The following is a 4,291-nucleotide window of genomic DNA, read 5'->3' as shown; positions in this document are numbered from 1 at the left end:
GGCCGGTCGGCGCAGAGAGGGTCGGTGATCCCATTACGGATCCTTTCGGGTGCTGAAGAAGAGGGGGGAGGTGGGTCAGAGCGCGAGGGTGATCTTGGTGCCGCATGCGCGAGAGCAGCAGGTCATCATCGACTTATTCTGAGCCCGTTCGGTTTTGGTGAGCACCATGTCGCGGTGATCCACCTCGCCGTCGAGGACGGGGGCTTCGCACGATCCGCACAGCCCCTCCTCGCAGTCGCTCTGGATATCGATGTTCGACGCCCGCAGGGCATCGAGCACGGTCTGGTCGGCGGCAACCTGGAGGGTCAACCCCGAGTCGCGCAGTTCGAGTTCGAAGGAGTGCTCGTTCGCCGGGTCCAGCGTGGCCAGATTCGACGTGAAGTGTTCGACGTGCAGTGAGTCCTCGACCCAGTGGGCGGTGGCCTCGTCGAGTGCGGAGAGCAGACGTTCCGGACCGCACGAGTAGATCTGGGTACCGTCGACCGGGACGTCGAGCAGGGCGGGGATGTCGAGGCGGTTGCCGGTCGAGCTCGCGTGCACCGAGAGACGATCGCCGTGATCCGCCATCAACCGATCGAGCAGCGCCATCGTCGTGAGATCGCGCCCGCAGTAATGAATTTCGTAATCCTTGCCGATCGCCTTGGCGTGGTCGGCCATCGCGATGATCGGCGTGATGCCGATGCCGCCCGCCACGAAGATGTAGCGCTCGGCGTCCGGGTCGAGCTTGAAGTGGTTGCGCGGTCCGCGCATCTTCAGGGTGTCGCCGGCCTGCAGCGTGCGATGCACGTAGCGGGAGCCGCCGCGGCTCTCGGGCTCCTCGAGTACCGCGATCTCGTAGTGCGACAGGTCGCTCGGGTCGCTGCACAGCGAGTACTGCCGGGACACGTCACCGAGGTCGATGTCGATGTGCGAGCCGGGGGTCCACTTCGGCAACGCCTTGCCCGACGGATCCGACAGCGTCAGGCGCACGACGCCGGCGGCGGCCGGGACGATCGCGTCGACGGTGACGGTTCGCGAGATGTTGGTCTTCGACGGTTCGCCGATCTTGACCGGCTGGCGGTCGTCGAGGATCGACGGGTCGGCGCGCTCGGGGTTCTTCGCCGGATCCCACTGCACCAGCACGTGATCCGGTCCGCGGAACGAGGTGTTCGGCAGGTACGTGAACTCCTGGTCCGGCACCAGTTCGATGTGCGGCAGCCGCTTGGTGAACTCCTCGAGGAAGATCTGCATCTCCATGCGGGCGAGGTTCTTGCCCATGCACTGGTGGCTGCCGTACCCGAAGGTGAGGTGGTCGCTGGAGTTCTCGCGGCGGATGTCGAAGTCGTCGGCGTTGTCGAAGTGGCGCTCGTCGTGGTTCGCGGACGACGTGACGATCAGCAGTTTCGATCCCTCGGGGATGTCGATCCCGCCGATCGTGGTGTCGGCGGTGACCAGGCGGCGCCACGCGGCGACCGATCCGGAGTGGCGCAGGCACTCCTCGACGGCGTTGGGGATCAGGCTCGGGTCGGCGCAGATCTCCTCCCACACGCTGCGGTTCTCGAGCAGCAGGCGGAAGGCGTTCGCCGACGCGTTGGCCGTGGTCTCGTGTGCGGCAACGATTCCCGCCATCATCATCGAGTGCAGGTACGAGTCGGTGACGACGTCCGGCTGCTCCTGCTGGACGCGGATGCCGAACGGCATCCAGCCGTGGCCGGACGGGTCCTTGCGCATCTTGTCGAGCACCTTGCCGGCGTACTGCCAGAACTTGCCGACGGCCTCGGCGACCGCGACCTGCTCCTCGACCGCCGGACGGCCCCACGTGTTGACGGTGTGCGCGATCGAGTAGCTGCGCAGCTCGTCCATGTCCTCCTCGGGCACGCCGAGGAAGTGCAGTGCGACGGTGAGCGGGACCTCCCACAGCATCTCGTCGACGAGGTCGGCGCGGCCGGTCTCGATGAAGCGGTCGACGTACTCGCGGGTGAGCCGGCGGACCATCGGCTCGTGGTGGACCAGTTCCTTCGGGGTGAACGGGTCCATCAGCACGCGGCGGCGCGGCATGTGCGCGGGCTCGTCCTCGTTCACCATGGTGCGCGACATCGCGTAGTCGTACTTCGCGAGCGTCGCCGTCGCCTCCTCGGAGACGGGGGTGATCTTCTCGAGCGCGATCGCCGGCGAGAACAGGATGTTGTCACGGAAGACGGCCTTGACGTCCTCGTACCGGGTGATCACCCAGTAGCCGAGCTCCGGGCTGTAGAACACCGGCTCCTCATCGCGCGACCAGCGCAGCGAGGCCGCCGGATCCACCTGGTACGGACCCGTGAACGGGTCGAAGGCGGCGGCATTCGCGGAAACCGGGCAACCAGTGTTCTGCAGGGCCTTGTGGTCGATCGGGCACACGCTCATGACTTTGAATCTCCGTCTGTCTGAAAACCGCGCTCATCTGCGAAGTTACTAATAGCGCACATCGTGTATCGGTGAGCGAACTCCGGACAGAGTAAGTGCGGTCACATTCAGGGTCAAGTGGGGTTCAAATAACGACGCAAGTGGTCTGTTATGTGGTAGGGCGAGTCACCCTCGGATGCGAGTCGGCCGCGCGATACCCGTCCTCGCGATTTGCGCACTCAGCGCGGATTTTCGGGACCCCCGACCGCGATGTGCGCACTCGGCGCGGGCCGGCGAATGCGCGGGCCCGCTCCGGGAGATCAGGGGTTGCGGATGCTGATGCGGGTTTCGATCTCGTGGGCGGTGCGCATGACGGCGGCGGTGGCGCTGTCGGTGTCGAGGCCGTCGATCGCGACGACGCCCACGCTGCGTTCGAGGCCGGCGCCGGATCCGACGCCCGCGGGCAGTGCGATGCCGGACGCGATGCCCACCGCGCCGTGCTCGAGCTGGCCGCGGGTGAGGCTGAAGCCGTCGGCGCGGGCCTGGCGGACGGCGTCGGAATCATTCGGCTGTTCGGGGCGCAGTGCGAGGATCGCGATGCCCGCGGCGCCCTTGTCGAGGGGGTGGCTGCTGCCGACGCGGTATCCGACGCGCAGCAGCGTGTCCTCCGGCTCGGCCACCATGATCACGACGCAATTCTGGCCCTGAGCTGCGGAGACGAAGGCCGTCGCGCGGGTCTCGTTCGCCAGTGCGAACAGCAGGGGCTGCACGTCTCCGAAGAGTTGCGGCTCGAAGCGGGACGCCAGGACAGCGGCGCCGACGCCGAGCCGAATGCGTCCGTCGTCGGTGCGCGTGACCAGTGCATGCGCCTCGAGCGTCGCGATGATGCGGTAACAGATGGCCCGGTGGACGTCGAGCTCCTTGGCGAGGTCGGCCACCGAGATGCCGGCCTGCGACTGGGCGACGACGTCGAGAGCGCGCAACCCACGATCGAGGGTCTGCAACGTGCTCATGTCGGGTCCTGTCCAGGCGTCTACCGGCTCGGGGCCGGGGGGTTCACGGTTTCGGCTCCCTTTGTACAGACATTTCTTCCGGGGCGGTAACTCGTTGCGGCACAGCACTCGCCGTGTCCGGCGGGGACGCCGTCCGGTGTGTACCGGCGGATGGGAAAGTAGTTCATACATATACTAATTAGGTGAGCTTTCCAGGACGATCTGCGCGCCGCGTGCCCGGTGCCTGCCGCGATAGGGTGACCGCATGAGCGGGGACGAGGCGCGCGGTGCGCAGACGGCGCAGGATGCGGGTGCGCCCGGCGACCTCGACTTCTGGTCCTTCATCGAACTCGCGAATCGGCGTCTGAGCACCGAGTTCGGGTCCACCCATCAGCTCGCCACGCAGGTTTTACTCACTCTCAACCGGGCTGCGAACGTCGTCACCTACGACCTCGAGTCATCGGTGCATCGTCCGCGCGGAATGTCGTGGTCGACGTTCCGATTGTTGTTCGTGACGTGGCTGGCCGGTCCCATCGAACCCAAGAGTGCAGCCAAGCTCACCGGCATGAGTCGCGCCGCGGTGTCGAATCTGACGAAGACGCTGGAAGCGGGCGGTCTGCTCGAGCGGACCCCGGACGAGCGCGACGGGCGTTCGGTGAAGCTCTCGCTCACCGCGAAGGGGCGCGCCGAGATGGCCGCCACCTACCGCGAGCACAATGAGCGCGAGTACGCGTGGGCGAGCGTGCTCACCGAGGCTGAACAGCACGTTCTCGTGATGCTGCTCGACAAGCTGATCACCAACCGCAGCCAGTTCGACGTCCGCGGCCGCAACTGACTCCGGTCCCCTGACTCCGGTCCTCCTCACGCCCTCGTTCCGCGTTTTGCGCACTTATCGCTGACCCGGGGTCTCCCTTCGCGCGCCAAGTGCGCAAAACGCG

The 4,291-nt window shown here is 66.5% G+C and carries 3 protein-coding genes; 1 reads left to right on the top strand and 2 read right to left on the bottom strand.

From position 1 onward, the window contains the following. Positions 1–75 precede the first annotated feature (75 nt). A complete protein-coding gene (locus tag IJ15_RS0122715) occupies positions 76–2,382 on the bottom strand; it encodes a cytochrome P450/oxidoreductase (protein WP_031940627.1) in 2,307 nt (768 codons plus the stop codon). A gap of 299 nt (positions 2,383–2,681) precedes the next feature. Next, positions 2,682–3,374: an IclR family transcriptional regulator gene (locus tag IJ15_RS0122710; RefSeq protein WP_031940626.1), complete on the bottom strand. Its 693-nt coding sequence runs from the start codon at positions 3,372–3,374 to the stop codon at positions 2,682–2,684. A gap of 244 nt (positions 3,375–3,618) precedes the next feature. Between IJ15_RS0122710 and IJ15_RS0122705 the strand changes: the two genes are divergently transcribed. Next, positions 3,619–4,188, top strand: coding sequence for a MarR family winged helix-turn-helix transcriptional regulator (locus tag IJ15_RS0122705; RefSeq protein WP_031940625.1), 570 nt, complete (start codon positions 3,619–3,621; stop codon positions 4,186–4,188). The last annotated feature ends 103 nt before the right edge of the window (positions 4,189–4,291 follow it).

Origin of the sequence: Prescottella defluvii, from assembly GCF_000738775.1 — a bacterium.
Lineage (GTDB): Bacteria > Actinomycetota > Actinomycetes > Mycobacteriales > Mycobacteriaceae > Prescottella > Prescottella defluvii.
The sequence above is the reverse complement of the archived record's forward strand: the minus strand, read 5'-3'. Positions and strand labels throughout refer to the sequence as shown.

Excerpts from the sequence above, each read along its gene's own strand:
- IJ15_RS0122715 (WP_031940627.1), bottom strand. The coding sequence starts at position 2,382 with ATGAGCGTGTGCCCGATCGACCACAAGGCCCTGCAGAACACTGGTTGC.
- IJ15_RS0122705 (WP_031940625.1), top strand. The coding sequence starts at position 3,619 with ATGAGCGGGGACGAGGCGCGCGGTGCGCAGACGGCGCAGGATGCGGGT.
- IJ15_RS0122710 (WP_031940626.1), bottom strand. The coding sequence starts at position 3,374 with ATGAGCACGTTGCAGACCCTCGATCGTGGGTTGCGCGCTCTCGACGTC.